The following is a 12,328-nucleotide window of genomic DNA, read 5'->3' on the forward strand; positions in this document are numbered from 1 at the left end:
CCGAAGGTCAGCACGACGACCTGGCCCTCGTGCCCGACGCCCGCACCCGCCTTCACCGCCGACCGGCACGGTTCTCACTTGCCCGCGCCCGCGGTGAGTCCGGCGATCATGAAGCGTCGGCCGAGGATGTAGAGCACCAGCACCGGGATCGCCGAGAGCACCACACCGGCCATGATGGCAGGAACGTTCACCGTGTACTGGCCCTGGAACTGCCACAGCATCACGGGCAGCATCGCGGTCTCCTCGCGCTGGGTGAGGATCAGCGGGAACAGCAGCCCGTTCCACACCTGCAGCGCCTGGTAGATGCCCACCGCCAGCAGCGCCGGACGCGACAGCGGCAGGACCAGGTTCACCAGCACCCGCAGCTGCCCCGCGCCGTCCAGGCACATCGACTCGTAGAGCTCCTCGGGGATGTCGCGCAGGAAGTTGCTGAGGATCAGCACCGACAGCGGCATCGCGAAGGCGATGGCGGGCAGGATGATCGCCAGCAGGCTGTCGTAGAGCCCGGCCTCCACGATCATCACGTACACCGGGATGATCGTGGCCTGCAGCGGGATCGCCAGTCCTGCCAGGAACATCCGGAACAGCCACTGGTGCCGACGTCGCTTGCCGCGCACCACCACGTAGGCGGCGGGCAGCGCGACGAGCAGCACCACCACGACGGTCAGCCCGGTGGTGAGCAGGCTGTTGAACAGGAACTTGAGGAACCCGTCGGAGAACACCAGGCCGTAGTTCTCCAGCGTCGGAGAACCGGGCAGCGACAACGGGTTGGCGCCGGTGGTGTCCTCCTGGGCCCGCAGGCTGGTGACCACCACGTAGTACAGCGGCACGGCCACCACCAGCGCCCACAGCAGGGCCGCGGCGTTGGGCAGCAGACCTCTGATTCGCAGCATCACGCGCCCTCCTGGTCGCTGCGCATCCGGGCGAAGCCGGAGTACTTGGTCAGTCCCAGCGACAGCGCGGTGCCGAGCGCCACCAGCAGCAGCGCGATCGCGCTGGCGTATCCGAGCTGGTACTGCTGGAAACCGGTGACGTACATGTTCACCGGCAGGATCCGGGTGGCGTCGCCGGGCCCGCCTTCGCTGAGCACGTAGAACAGGTCGAAGTAGGTCAGCGAGCCCACCAGCATCAGGGTGCTGGAGGTGACGATGGTGTTGCGCAGCTGCGGCAGCGTGATCAGGAAGAACCGCTGCACCGGCCCGGCGCCGTCGAGTTCGGCGGCTTCGTAGAGCTGCGCGGGGATCTGCCGCACGCCCGCCTGGTAGATCAGCGTGTGGAACGGGATGAACTGCCAGGACACCACGAAGATGAGCGTGAACAGCGCCAGCCTCGCATCGCCCAGCAGGTTCAGGCCGGGCAGCCCGAGCGCGGGCAGCACCCCGAACTCCGGGTCGACGAGGTTGCGCCACAGGATGCCGATGCCGGTGGACGACAGCACCAGCGGCAGGAAGAACAGCGCGGCGAGCACCGCCCGGTGCCGCTGCTGCCCGGCGACGTAGACGCCGAGCAGGATGCTGATGGGGGTCTGCACGACCCAGCACAGGATCATCACCTGCAGCGACACCCACACCGAGTGCCACATGCCGGAGTCGGAGGCCAGCTTGCCCCAGTTCTCCGCGGCGTTGAGCTCGGGGGCGGAGATGCCGTTCCAGTCCATCATGGACAGAACGATCACCACGACGATGGGCGCGACGACGAACGCCGCGAAGAACACCAGCGCGGGTGCGGCGAACCAGGTGGAGGGCTCGGTCCAGTGCCGCGCGGAGCGACTCCGTCGTTCGGTGGTGGCCGGCGCCGTCGGGCGCAGCGCCTCGGTGGCGGTCATCGCGAGGACTCCTCCATCAGCTGGGAGAACTCTTCCGGGCTGATCTGGTCGAGGAACAGCTTCTGCAGGTTGATCAGCACGTTCTGGGCGGGACCGGGCGGCAGCGCCTGGTCCCAGGACTGCTGGAAGTGCGGTGCGTTCTTGGCCAGGTCGTAGACGAAGGTCATGAAGTCGGCGTCCTCGGAGGCGCGCAGCTGGTCCTCGATGCCGGTCACCGGCGGGACGTCGCCGCGCTTCAGGCGTCCTTCGGTGAAGGCGTCGCTGGACAGCTCCTTGCGCAGGAACTCCACCGCTTCGCGCTGGTCCGGGCCCGCGGTCGCGGACATGAAGGTGGTGGGATTGCCGACGAGGTTGGCCGGATCACCCTTGCCGCCTTCGACGGCGGGGAACGGCGCCCAGCCGAGATGTCCTTCGCGCACCCACTTCTCGTCGTCGCCGAGCAGGTCGGAGTAGCCGGAACCGAGGTGGACCATCATCGCCGCGCGTTCGCTCGCGAGCAGCGTGCGCTGCTGGCCGAGCTCGGCGCTGATGGAGGCGAAGGCGTTGCCGAACGCTCCCCTGCGCACGAGGTCCTGCAGCATGGCGTTGGCCTTGATGATGTCGGGGTTGAGCCACGCCCCGGGTTTGCCCTCGACCACGTCCCGGAAGGCCTCCGGTCCCGCGACCCGGTCGACGATGGCCTCCTCCCACATCAGGTAGGTCCAGGAGTCCGCGCCGCCCAGCGCGATCGGGAGGACGCCCGCCTGCTGGAACTTGGGGATCTGGTCGAGCAGCTCGTCCCAGGTGCGCGGTGGCTGCAGGCCGACCCGGGCGAAGACGTCCTTGTTGAAGTACAGCAGGACGGGCTGGATGCCGCCGACGGGGATGCCGTAGGTGCCGCCGTTGATGTCGACGGGGCTCATCACGCTGGGCAGGAAGTTCTGCCGCCACTCGGGGTGTTCGCGCATCGCCGGGCCGAGGTCTGCGACCTTGCCCGCGTCGATGAACGCCTGCAGCGCTCCCCCGCCCCAGCCGAAGAAGGTGTCCGGCGGCGTGCCGGATCCCATCGAGACCCAGAGCTTGTTCTTGTAGGGATCGTTCTGGAAGAACTGGGTCTGCATGGGGCGACCGGTTCGCTGCTGGAACTTCTCGCCCTCGGCGGGCATCAGCTCTTCCTCACCGCCACCGCTGATCGCCCAGGTGGTGACCACGTCGGCGCTGCCATCGCTCGGCGGCAGCAGCACGGCGCAGCCGGTGGAGGTCAGCGCGAACGCCAGCGCCGCACCCATCGCGCACAGACGTCGCAGTCCACGCATCGTCAACTCCCGTCGCACCGTTGCGGACCTTCCGGAGTCCCGGCGGCCGGTGTGCACGCGGTCACACCCGGCTTCCGGTCGGCGAGACCGTACCGCAGCGCCGAAGCGATCTACAAGAGTCGGTTTCCAAAACTTTCTTGCCGTGCTCCATCCGTGATTCATCGGTCCCAACGCAGGACTTTCGGTGAACCATGTGGCAATCTGTCGAACGTTGGACCCCTGGTTTCCGGAAACGTCGCCCGAAACTGTTTCGAAGGCGACGTCCGGACGACCGCACCACCACGACGGGAGTCGCCGCACATGCCGCAGTCGCGCCCGACCGAGGACCGCCAGCCCTACCGCGATCCCGCACTACCGGTCGAGGAGCGGGTCGCCGACCTGGTGTCCCGCATGACGCTGGAGGAGAAGCTCAACCAGCTCGTCGGGATGTGGATCTACGTCTCCGGAGCCGAGGAGCGCGTCGCTCCGCACCAGGAGGACTTCGCCGACGACACCCCGCCCTGGGACGAGATGATCAAGAACGGGCTGGGGCAGCTCACCCGCGTGTTCGGCAGCGCGCCCATCGAACCGGCCGAGGGCGCCGCCGCCCTGACCCGACTGCAGCGCGAGATCACCGGGTCCAGCCGGTTCGGCATCCCCGCCGTGGCGCACGAGGAGTGCCTGGCGGGTTTCACCGCCTGGGGTGCCACCGCCTACCCGGTTCCGCTGTCCTGGGGCGCCTCCTTCGACCCCGACCTGGTCGGCGAGATGGCCGCGAGCATCGGCGCCGACATGCGCTCGGTGGGCGTGCACCAGGGACTGGCCCCGGTCCTCGACGTGGTGCGGGACCTGCGGTGGGGACGGGTCGAGGAGACCATCGGCGAGGACCCGTACCTGATCGGGGCGGTCGGCTCCGCCTACGTCGCCGGACTCGAGTCCAGCGGAATCGTGGCCACCCTCAAGCACTTCGCGGGTTACTCCGCCTCCCGCGCCGGCCGCAACCTGGCTCCGGTGAGCATGGGTCCGCGCGAGTTCGCCGACGTCGTCCTGCCGCCGTTCGAGATGGCGCTGCGACTGGGTGGCGCCCGCTCGGTCATGCACTCCTACACCGACGTCGACGGCATGCCCTCGGCCGCCGACGAGGCGCTGCTGACCGGTCTGCTGCGCGACGAGCTCGGTTTCACCGGAACCGTCGTCGCCGATTACTTCGGCGTGTCGTTCCTGCACAAGCTGCACGGCGTCGCCGACGGTCCCGGGACGGCTGGCGCGGCCGCGCTGCGCGCCGGGGTGGACGTGGAGCTGCCCAACGCCCGCTGCTTCGTCGAGCCGCTGGCGATCCTGGTGCGCTCCGGTGAGGTCGACGAGGCGCTGGTGGACCGCGCGCTGACCCGGGTGCTGAACCAGAAGGTCGAGCTGGGCCTGCTGGACCCGGACTGGTCGCCGGAGGTCGCGCAGCCGCGCGAGTTCGACTCCGCGCGCAACCGGGACCTGGCCCGGCGGCTGGCCGAGGAATCGGTGGTGCTGGTGGCCAACGACGGCACGTTGCCGGTGCGCGACCCCGGCAGGGTGGCGCTGGTGGGCCCGCTGGCCGACGACCCGTTCGCACTGCTGGGCTGCTACTCCTTCCCGGCGCACATCGGCGTGTCCTACCCGGACTGGCCACACGGCATCGACCTGCCGACCTTCCGCGACGAGATCGCCCGGATCGCCACGCAGCTCGACCACGTCAAGGGCTGCGATCTCCCCGAGGGCGGCGCCGATTTCGACGCGGCGCGGGCGGCCGCGGCCGAGGCGGACCTGTGCGTGGCGGTGGTGGGCGACCGGGCGGGCCTGTTCGGACGCGGCACCTCCGGCGAGGGCTGCGACGCCGCCGACCTGCGACTGCCCGGCGACCAGGAAGCGCTGGTGGAGCAGCTGCTGGAAACCGGAACACCCGTGGTGCTGGTGGTTTCCAGCGGTCGCCCGTACGCGCTGGGCAGGTTCGCCGACCGGGTCGCGGCGGTGGTGCAGGTGTTCTTCCCGGGCGAGGCCGGTGCCGCGGCGCTCGCCGACGTGCTGACCGGTGAGGTCAACCCGTCGGGTCGGCTGCCGGTGTCGATCCCGGCCACCCCGGGCGGCAACCCGGGCACCTACCTGACCGCTCCCCTGGGTGCCGCCAGCGAGGTCAGCTCGCTGGACCCGACGGCGCTGTTCCCGTTCGGCCACGGCCTCTCCTACACGACGTTCGCCTACTCGGACCTGGCGATCAGCGCCGCGGAGATCGCCACCGACGGCTCGGTGGACATCTCCTGCTCGGTCACCAACACCGGCGACCGCGACGGCGACGAGGTCGTGCAGCTCTACCTGCGCGACCCCGTCGCGCAGGTGACCCGCCCGGTCCGCCAGCTGACCGGTTTCAAGCGGGTTTCGGTGCCGGCGGGCGAGTCTCGAACGGTGTCGTTCCGCCTGCACGCCGACCGGACCGCCTACACCGGCGCGCGCGGCGAGCGCATCGTCGATCCCGGGCTGATCGAGGTCCACGTGGGCGGCGACAGCGCGCGCGCTCGGCTGTCCGGCGAGTTCCGGCTGGTCGGCGAGGTGCGGGAGGTCGGAGCCGACCGCGTCCTGGACACGCCGGTGACGGTGACGCCGTGAGGTGATCGGGTGCGGGCGGTTGCTCCGAAACTTTCAGGTACGGTGACGTCGGTCGAGCGAGGAGGCAGGGTGGCTGAGGCGAAGAAGAGCCGCGTGACGATCAGCGACATCGCGCGGGAGGCCGGCGTCTCGGTCCCGACGGTCTCGAAGGTCCTCAACGGACGTCCGGAGGTCGCCGCCCACACCCGCGAGCGGGTCGAGAAGCTCATCACCCGCCACAACTACTCGCGCCGGGCCAACCACGGCAGCGGGCGCGCGGGCCTGATCGACCTCGTCTTCCACACCCTCGACAACGAGTGGGCGCTGGAGATAGTGCGGGGCGTCGAGAGCGTCACCCACGACGCCGGGGTGGGCATGGTGGTCTCGGCGGTGCACGACGGCCGCAAGACCGAGCGCGCGTGGCTGGACAACCTCACCTCGCGGCGCTCCGACGGCATCATCCTGGCCGTCACCGAGCTCGGCCCGCGCCACGCCGAGCAGCTGCACGGCCTCGGCGTACCGGTCATCATCATCGACTCCCTCGGCCAGCCCGATCCACGGGTCGCGTCGGTGGGCGCGACGAACTGGAGCGGGGCCCGCGCCGCCGTCGAGCACCTCATCGAGCACGGGCACGAGCGCATCGGTTTCATCGGCGGCCCACCGCAGTTGCAGTGCTCAGTCGCGCGCCTCGACGGCTACCGCTCCGCGCTGATGGCGGCGGGCCTCCCGGTCGCCGACGAGCTGATCGTGGACGGCGACTTCACCCACGACCGGGGTCAGGACGCCGCGGGCGAGCTGCTGGCCCTGCCGGAGCCGCCGACGGCGATCTTCGCGGCCAACGACCAGCAGGCGCTGGGCGCCTACCGAGCCGTCGAGCAGCGCGGGCTGCGCATCCCCGACGACATCAGCGTCATCGGCTTCGACAACCTCCCGATGGCGCAGTGGATCTCGCCCGCCCTGACCACGGTCAACCAGCCGGTCGCGACGATGGCGGCCGAGGCCGCGCGGATGGTGCTGCGGCATGCCGAAACCGGGCGCTTCGAGACCAACCGCGTTGAACTGGCCACCGACCTCGTCCTGCGCGCCAGCACCGGGCCCGGCCCCCGCGCCTGACGCACGGCGCACACCCGGCCACACCGCGCATCGGGGACCAGATCACACGGCGGCCGGAAATATCGTGACTCGGCGATGCGTTGCCCAGGGTGGCCGGGACGACGGGTCCCGGATCGTGGCGCGTGTGGAAAGGCTGATCCTGTCGTGACTGTGGCTCTCTCCGTTCTCGATCTGGCGCACATCGGCGAGGGGGAGACCGCCGCGGACAGCTTCACCGCCAGCGTCGACATGGCCCAACGCGCCGAGCGCTGGGGCTACCACCGCATCTGGTACGCCGAGCACCACAACATGCCGACCATCGCCTCCTCGGCGACGAGCGTGCTGATCGGCCACATCGCTTCCCGGACCAGCACGATCCGGCTGGGCGCGGGCGGCATCATGCTGCCCAACCACTCGCCGCTGACCATCGCCGAGCAGTTCGGCACGCTCGAAACCCTCTTCCCGGGCCGGATCGACCTCGGCCTGGGTCGTGCGCCGGGCAGCGACCAGCGCACGATGCGGGCGCTGCGCCGCGATCCCACCTCGGCCGACGCGTTCCCGCAGGACGTGCTGGAGCTGCAGGGCTACCTGGCCGGCGAGACCCGCATCGCCGGGGTCAACGCCACGCCCGGCTACGGCACGAAGGTGCCGCTGTACGTGCTGGGTTCGTCGATGTTCGGGGCGCAGCTGGCCGCCCTGCTGGGTCTGCCCTACGCCTTCGCCTCGCACTTCGCCCCGGACGCGCTGGAGGCGGCGACCTCGCACTACCGCAAGGAGTTCCAGCCCTCGGCGCAGCTGTCGGAGCCCTACGTCATCGCCGGGGTCAACGTGATCGCCGCGGACACCACCGAGTACGCCCAGCAGCAGCTCCTGGAGGCCAAGCGCTACCGGGCGGGCCGGATGCTGGCTCAGGGCCGCAACCTGAGCACCGAGGAGATCGACGCCCTGCTCGCCTCTCCCGCGGGCCGCCAGATCGAGGGGATGACCCGCTACAGCGCGGTCGGCACTCCGGCCGAGGTGGACGACTACCTCGACAAGTTCGCCAAGCAGGCCCAGGCCGACGAGCTCATGGTCGTCTCCTCGGCCGTCGACCGCGCCGCCTGGCTGCGCTCCCTGGAACTCCTCGCCGACGTCCGCGGACTCGGCGACTGACACCATCCCCCGCTCCCGACCTCGAAGTCCCTGGAGCGAGGCGGTTTTGGTCCGAACCGTCCGGACGTACCAGACATCGATCATGGACGGTTCGGACCAAAACTTCCGGGTGCTCACCCCCGGTCACGGAGCACCCGAAGGCGAGATCAGGCCGCCAGCCGGGATTCGAGCTGGTCGGCGAGCTCGTTCATGATCTTGGCGTAGCTGGCGTGGCTCATCGGTGCGACCGCGTCCCACTCGACGAACCGGTCCGCGCTCGCCGCGGGCGTGGCGGCGAAGACGGGGTTCTGCTTCATCTGCTCTGGCGTCATCGACGCCGACCGCGCGTCCCACAGCATGATGTCGCCGGGGTAGGCGTTGGCCTTCTCCCAGGACAACCGCTCGAAGTAGCCGCCGCCGGCCTGGTCGGGGTTGGCCGGCGTGGTGATCGGCAGGCCGAGCTCCTTGACGTAGTAGTCCAGGTCGGGGTTGCGGGCGGGCACGACGACGAAGAACTCCTCCTTCGTGCCACCGATCGCCAGGATCGACTTGCCCTCGGCCTTCATCCGCGCGCCGATGTCGCGCAGCCGGGACGCGGCGGCGTTGAACGCCTGCTCGTCGGCCTTGACCTTCGGCGACTCCACGTCCGCGCCCAGCGCACGGGCGAGCTCCTTGTACTTGCCGATCGCCGCGGGCAGCGCGATGCCCGACTGCTGCACGCCCGCGGTCGGCACGATCTGCTTGACCTTCTGCTCCTGGTCCTCGACCAGGTGCCACAGGCCCGGGTACTCGGCGTACTTGCCGCTGACCAGCAGGTCCGGATGCAGCGAGGCGAGCCGTTCCAGGTTGACCTCGCCGTACCCGGCGCCGGTGACGTCGGTGACCTTCCCGGGGTCGAGGCTGCCGGCCTCGGGTTCGACCGAGCCGTCGTCGCGCACCAGCGGACCGAAGGTGCCGGCGATCTTCACGCCGAAGTCCTGCAGCGCGGCACCGGCCGAGACCTGGGCGACGATCTGCTGGGGACGCTCGGGGCGGGTCACCGTGATGCCGCGGTCATCGGTGTAGGACCAGCCGTTGCCGGTCTGTTCTGGCTGCGATGATCCGCACGCGGACAGCGTGCCGATGGCGGCGAGCGAGACCGCGGTCAGCGCGGCGGCCCGGATCGTGTGACGCAAGGTCGACCTCCCATGGTTCTAAGGCTAGGCTAACCTAGCACCACCATCGGGAGGTTACGGATGACAGTCGCACGAACCGGACGAACCGCAGTCGAGAAGCCGGAATACCGCCTGTTCCCGGTCGAGGTGACCCGGGTGCTGCGGCTCGGTCCCAGCTTCGTGCGGATCACCTTCGGCGGCGCCTGCCTGTCCGAGTTCGGGTTCGGCGGTCACGACCAGCGCATCAAGGTCGTGCTGCCCAAACCAGGCCGCGCGCTCGACGACTTCCCCGAGGGCCACGACTGGTACCCGCGCTGGCTGGACCTGCCCGACGAGGTCCGGCCCGACCTGCGGACCTACACCGTGCGCGACTACCGGCCCCACGATCAGGAGGTCGACGTCGACTTCGTGCTGCACGGGCTCGACGACGGCCACGCAGGCCCCGCCTCCACCTTCGCCGCCTCCGCACGCCCCGGCCAGGTCATCGGCCTGCTCGCGCCGGACCGGCCCGGCTCGGGCCGGATGTGGGGCTGCGAGTGGGCTCCCCCGGCCTCCGCCGACCGCCTGGTGCTGGCCGGCGACGAGACGGCCGTGCCCGCGCTCGCGGCCATCGTGGAATCGTTGCCCTACGACTCGCGCGGCGTGGTCTGCGTCGAGGTCCCCGACAGCGGCGACGCGCAGGAGTGGGCACGCCCCGCCGGGGTGGACGTCCGCTGGTACCCGCGCGGCGGAGCACCTCACGGCAAGCGCCTCACCGAGGGCGTGGCCGGCGCGCTGCGCGAACTGCGCCCGGTCCGCGACACCTCCCCGCGTGCGACCGAGCTCGACGACGTCGACGTCGACACGGGGGTGCTCTGGGAGGTGCCGGAAGGAGCGACCGGCTCGATCTACGGATTCCTGGCGGGTGAGGCGGCCGTGATCAAGCGGTTGCGCCGATTGCTGATCGACGAGCACGGCGTCCCCAAGCAGGCGGTGGCGTTCATGGGCTATTGGCGCGAAGGTCGTTGCTGACCCATTCGTCGGTCTCGCGCGCTAGCGTCCTCGGCAATGGGTTGGGCCACCTCACACCGAAGGACAGCGCCATGCCAGTCACCTCGACCGCGCCAACCGACGACTTCGTCGCGCAGGCGGACTCCTACCGCCGGGAACTGATCGCGCACTGCTACCGGATGATGGGGTCCCTGCAGGACGCGGAGGACCTCGTGCAGGAGACCTACCTCAAGGCGTGGCGGTCCTACGACCGCTTCGAAGGCCGCAGTTCGGTGCGCACCTGGCTGTACAAGATCGCCACGACGACCTGCCTGACGGCGCTGGAGAGCCGCAAGCGGCGTCCGCTGCCCAGCGGTCTGGGCGCTCCGGCCGACGACGTGCCGCACGAGAAGGTGGTCGAATCCGGTGAGGTGCCGTGGTTGCAGCCGATCCCGGACGGGATGATCGCCGACACCGCCACCGACCCGGCCTCGATCGTGGGGCTCCGGGAGAGCACGAGGCTGGCGTTCATCGCCGCCCTGCAGCACCTGCCCGCGCGGCAGCGCGCGGTTCTGATCCTGCGCGACGTCCTCAAGTGGCAGGCCGCGGAGGTCGCCGGCGCCCTGGAGATCTCCACCGCTGCGGTCAACAGCGTGCTGCAGCGCGCCCGCGCCCAGATCGCCGACGTCTCCCCGTCCGAGGACGACCGGCCTCAACCGCTGACCGCCGAGCAGGAGCGGCTGCTGGAGCGCTACGTGGCCGCGTTCGAGGCCAAGGACGTGTCGACGATCGTCGACCTGTTCACCGCAGAGGCCGTCTGGGAGATGCCTCCCTTCCGGCTGTGGGTGCGCGGCGGCGAGCGCATCGCGCAGCTCAACGCCAGGCAGTGCCCGGCCGGGCCGGACGGGCTGCGGCTGCGCCACACCCGCGCCAACGGGCAGCTGGCCTTCGGCGTCTACATCCGAGGTGACGACGACGTGTTCCGCCCCTTTCAACTGCACGTGCTCGAACTCGGCGAAACGCGGGTGGAGCACGTGGTGTGCTTCTTCGGCGTGGACTTCGCCAAGTTCGGCCTCCCGGACTCGGTGACCGACTGATCTGTGCTGATCGGCATTAGCTCCTAGAGTGGGCGCCGGAGACGTTCGGGGTCTGGTGGCCCCCACGGCCTTCAAAGCCGATGGCGCCGAGCACCTCGGCGCGGCGGGTTCGATTCCCGTCCGTCTCCGCCAACTTGTTCCCCGACCGCGAGGGACGTCGATGGGCGGGTATCGGCTCACGCAGTACGCGCACGGCGGTGGATGCGCATGCAAGATCCCGCCGGGCGAGCTGGAGCAGGTCGTCGGCGGGCTCATGCCGGAGGTCGCCGAGCCGAACGCGAAGCTGCTGGTCGGGTTGGACACCGGCGACGACGCCGCGGTGGTGTGCACCGACGAGGGCGCGGGGATAGTGGTGACCACGGACTTCTTCACGCCCGTGGTCGACGACGCGTTCGACTGGGGGCGCATCGCGGCGGCCAACGCGCTGTCCGACGTGTACGCGATGGGCGCGACACCACTGCTCGGGGTGAACCTGCTCGGCTGGCCCCGGGACGTGCTGCCGTTCGAGCTGGCCGGTGAGGTGCTGCGCGGCGGCTCGGAGGTCGCGGCCGCGGCCGGATGCCACCTGGGCGGCGGGCACAGCGTCGACGACCCGGAACCCAAGTACGGGCTGGCGGTGACCGGCCTGGTGGATCCCGACCGGATGCTGCGCAACGACGCGGCCCGGCCGGGTCTGCCGCTGACGCTGACCAAACCGCTGGGCATCGGAGTCCTCAACACCCGGCACAAGCAGACCGGCGAGCGGTTCGCCCACGCCGTGGCGGCGATGACCGAGCTCAACGGGAACGCCTCGAAGGCGGCGCTGCGCTCCGGAGCGGTCTGCGCCACGGACGTCACCGGTTTCGGGCTCCTCGGGCACCTGTTCAAGACGATGCGTGCCTCCGGAACGACCGCCGAGCTCGACGTCTCGGCCGTGCCCTACCTGGAGGGTGCCCGGGAAGCCGTGCGCGACGGATATGTCAGCGGAGGCACCCGCCGCAACCTCGACTGGGTGAGGCCCCACCTGGACCCGGGCGGCACCAGCGCCGAAGACCTCTTCCTGCTCGCCGACGCCCAGACCTCAGGCGGCCTCCTGGTAGTGGGCGAAGTCCCCGGCTCCCCGGTGATCGGCCACGTCCTCCCCGGCCGACCGGACGACATCCGGATCACCCTGCGCTGAACCACCTCAGGTAC

10 protein-coding genes and 1 tRNA gene are annotated in these 12,328 nt (G+C 70.4%); 7 read left to right on the plus strand and 4 right to left on the minus strand.

The window, feature by feature from the left end:
• Positions 1-74 precede the first annotated feature (74 nt).
• The 3 genes from AB0J91_RS16915 to AB0J91_RS16925 are packed head-to-tail and all read right to left on the minus strand — an operon-like array spanning position 75 to position 3,120.
• On the minus strand, positions 75-893 hold the full coding sequence (locus AB0J91_RS16915; RefSeq protein WP_363869441.1) for a carbohydrate ABC transporter permease: 819 nt from the start codon (positions 891-893) through the stop codon (positions 75-77).
• On the minus strand, positions 893-1,825 hold the full coding sequence (locus tag AB0J91_RS16920) for a sugar ABC transporter permease (RefSeq protein ID WP_363788684.1): 933 nt from the start codon (positions 1,823-1,825) through the stop codon (positions 893-895). Before AB0J91_RS16920 ends, AB0J91_RS16915 begins: the two co-directional genes overlap by 1 nt.
• Entirely contained in the window at positions 1,822-3,120 is a 1,299-nt protein-coding gene (locus AB0J91_RS16925) for an extracellular solute-binding protein (RefSeq protein ID WP_363869444.1), read from the minus strand. The genes AB0J91_RS16920 and AB0J91_RS16925 overlap by 4 nt, the downstream gene beginning before the upstream one ends.
• 300 nt (positions 3,121-3,420) lie before the next feature.
• Here AB0J91_RS16925 and AB0J91_RS16930 point away from each other — a divergent pair, with 300 nt between their 5' ends.
• From AB0J91_RS16930 to AB0J91_RS16940, 3 genes are all read left to right on the plus strand, one after another.
• Positions 3,421-5,733, plus strand: a complete 2,313-nt coding sequence (locus AB0J91_RS16930) for a glycoside hydrolase family 3 N-terminal domain-containing protein (protein ID WP_363869447.1) — start codon at positions 3,421-3,423, stop codon at positions 5,731-5,733.
• A 69-nt stretch (positions 5,734-5,802) separates the two neighbouring features.
• Positions 5,803-6,825, plus strand: a complete 1,023-nt coding sequence (locus AB0J91_RS16935) for a LacI family DNA-binding transcriptional regulator (protein WP_363869449.1) — start codon at positions 5,803-5,805, stop codon at positions 6,823-6,825.
• Between the two features lie 144 nt (positions 6,826-6,969).
• A complete protein-coding gene (locus AB0J91_RS16940) occupies positions 6,970-7,956 on the plus strand; it encodes an LLM class flavin-dependent oxidoreductase (RefSeq protein WP_363869452.1) in 987 nt (328 codons plus the stop codon).
• A 146-nt stretch (positions 7,957-8,102) separates the two neighbouring features.
• Here AB0J91_RS16940 and AB0J91_RS16945 read toward each other — a convergent pair whose 3' ends face one another.
• Complete coding sequence (locus AB0J91_RS16945) at positions 8,103-9,110, minus strand: ABC transporter substrate-binding protein (RefSeq protein ID WP_363869455.1); 1,008 nt, start codon at positions 9,108-9,110, stop codon at positions 8,103-8,105.
• 60 nt (positions 9,111-9,170) lie between these two features.
• Between AB0J91_RS16945 and AB0J91_RS16950 the strand changes: the two genes are divergently transcribed.
• The 4 genes from AB0J91_RS16950 (at position 9,171) to selD (ending at position 12,314) form a co-directional block, all read left to right on the plus strand.
• The gene (locus AB0J91_RS16950) at positions 9,171-10,100 is read left to right on the plus strand and encodes a siderophore-interacting protein (protein WP_363869458.1); all 930 of its coding nucleotides are present in this window, start codon (positions 9,171-9,173) and stop codon (positions 10,098-10,100) included.
• Positions 10,101-10,171: 71 nt separating this feature from the next.
• Entirely contained in the window at positions 10,172-11,155 is a 984-nt protein-coding gene (locus tag AB0J91_RS16955; protein WP_363869461.1) for a sigma-70 family RNA polymerase sigma factor, read from the plus strand.
• A 37-nt stretch (positions 11,156-11,192) separates the two neighbouring features.
• Positions 11,193-11,287 (plus strand) — tRNA-Sec (locus AB0J91_RS16960).
• A 28-nt stretch (positions 11,288-11,315) separates the two neighbouring features.
• On the plus strand, positions 11,316-12,314 hold the full coding sequence (gene selD, locus AB0J91_RS16965) for a selenide, water dikinase SelD (RefSeq protein WP_363869464.1): 999 nt from the start codon (positions 11,316-11,318) through the stop codon (positions 12,312-12,314).
• Positions 12,315-12,328 lie beyond the last annotated feature (14 nt).

The organism is Saccharopolyspora sp. NPDC049357, assembly GCF_040677225.1.
Lineage (GTDB): Bacteria > Actinomycetota > Actinomycetes > Mycobacteriales > Pseudonocardiaceae > Saccharopolyspora.

Bases quoted from the DNA above. Each gene is read 5' to 3' on its own strand.
- AB0J91_RS16915 (WP_363869441.1), bottom strand. From the start codon at position 893: ATGCTGCGAATCAGAGGTCTGCTGCCCAACGCCGCGGCCCTGCTGTGG.
- AB0J91_RS16920 (WP_363788684.1), bottom strand. From the start codon at position 1,825: ATGACCGCCACCGAGGCGCTGCGCCCGACGGCGCCGGCCACCACCGAA.
- AB0J91_RS16925 (WP_363869444.1), bottom strand. From the start codon at position 3,120: ATGCGTGGACTGCGACGTCTGTGCGCGATGGGTGCGGCGCTGGCGTTC.
- AB0J91_RS16930 (WP_363869447.1), top strand. From the start codon at position 3,421: ATGCCGCAGTCGCGCCCGACCGAGGACCGCCAGCCCTACCGCGATCCC.
- AB0J91_RS16950 (WP_363869458.1), top strand. From the start codon at position 9,171: ATGACAGTCGCACGAACCGGACGAACCGCAGTCGAGAAGCCGGAATAC.
- AB0J91_RS16955 (WP_363869461.1), top strand. From the start codon at position 10,172: ATGCCAGTCACCTCGACCGCGCCAACCGACGACTTCGTCGCGCAGGCG.
- selD (WP_363869464.1), top strand. From the start codon at position 11,316: ATGGGCGGGTATCGGCTCACGCAGTACGCGCACGGCGGTGGATGCGCA.